Here is a 1,685-nt window from a genome sequence, read left to right as displayed (position 1 = left end):
CAGGGCAAACGCACCTTAAACTGGCACAATTAGGGTTGACGTTTAATTAAATATATGTGTTTCAATCCATGATTGATTTTGATCATCCATGATCCGTTCTCAAAAAAGGGCATGGTTCTCAATCAGCACTTAAACCCACATGATAATGATAATCAAAATTAGGGAGGGGGGAGAGAAAGGCTCGCTTTAGCGAGCCTTTCTCTCCCCCTTGGATATGATTATCATTCTAATAAAGTTTTGAGATAATTTTTTTAGGAAAAGTAGAATAAACCTAAAATAATTGTTACCAACAACGCCTAATTTTTCAGTTACTATAGCACGTGAAAATCAAGCCAAAAATTACAATTTCTGACCATTTTGCTGCTATGTCAGACCCCAGAATCGAGCGCAGTAAGTTACATAAATTAATTGATATTATTACAATTGCCATCTGCGCTGTGATTTCTGGAGCTGACACCTGGAGCGATATTGAAATGTATGGCGATGCTAAATATAAATGGTTAAAGAAATTTTTAGAGTTACCTAATGGGATTCCATCTCATGATACATTCGCACGAGTATTTGCACGACTAGATCCTAAACAATTTCAAGAATGCTTTTTAAACTGGGTAAAATCTATTAATCGAATTACTAATGGTGAAATTGTCGCTATTGATGGCAAGAGTTTAAGGCATTCTTATGACTCGAAGAGCGAAAAAGCAGCAATCCAGATCGTTAGTGCTTGGGCTACTTCTCAAAAATTAGTTTTAGGACAAGTAAAAGTTGACTCTAAATCTAATGAGATTACAGCGATTCCTGAACTGCTCAAAGTTTTAGACTTGAATGGTTGCATTGTCACTATTGATGCAATGGGTTGTCAAAGGGAGATTGTTAAGTTAATTAAAGAGAGAGGAGGAGATTACGTTATTACCTTAAAAAAGAACCAAGGTTCTCTATATTCAAGAGTCGAAGATTTATTTAAACAGGCTATATTGACCAAATATCAAGGATTTGAACATGATACTTATCGGGAACGGGAAGTAGGTCATGGTCGAAGAGAAATTAGACATTACACGACTTTAAGTAATATTAAAACTCTGGTAGATTCAGAGGATAGATGGGCTGATTTAATGACTGTTTGTAGAGTAGATTATGTCAGGACTATCAAAGGAGAACCAAAGCTGGAAACTCGTTACTATATCAGTAGTTTACCAATAAATTCTCAAAAATTTGGTGAATATGTGAGGCATCATTGGCAGATTGAAAATTCTCTCCATTGGGTACTAGATGTTCAATTCAATGAAGACGATTCAAGAATCCGTAAAGACAATTCTCCCGAAAACTTTGCTGTTCTTCGTCACATAGCTCATAATCTTTTAAATCAAGAGAAATCCCTAAAAGTGGGCGTTAAACGTAAACGTAACCGCGCCGGATGGGATGACGATTATTTATTAAAAGTTCTTTTTGGCTCTTAGTTTATTTTTCATATTCGCCATCCGTGATTAACTATAGGAGCTTATTAACACTAGAATTAGTGCGATTTTAGCATGAGAATTTATAGGCAATAATCGCTCTTTTTAGTTGAGATAATTTCAACGTCTGCTTATTCGCTCAACAATCAATGTATTCATCCTGAAAATCATTGAACTGACTCATCTACCAGTGCATTATTTGCCTTCACTTTAAATTAAGATGCGTTTGCCCTG

1 protein-coding gene is annotated in these 1,685 nt (G+C 35.5%); it reads left to right on the top strand.

The features are described 5' to 3' along the window. The first annotated feature begins 320 nt into the window (after positions 1-320). Complete coding sequence (locus H6G41_RS34490; protein ID WP_190752883.1) at positions 321-1,454, top strand: ISAs1 family transposase; 1,134 nt, start codon at positions 321-323, stop codon at positions 1,452-1,454. The last annotated feature ends 231 nt before the right edge of the window (positions 1,455-1,685 follow it).

Origin of the sequence: Tolypothrix sp. FACHB-123 (genome assembly GCF_014697075.1) — a bacterium.
GTDB lineage: Bacteria > Cyanobacteriota > Cyanobacteriia > Cyanobacteriales > Nostocaceae > Aulosira.
Note: the sequence above shows the minus strand (reverse complement) of the source record. Positions and strands in the feature narration are given on the sequence as shown.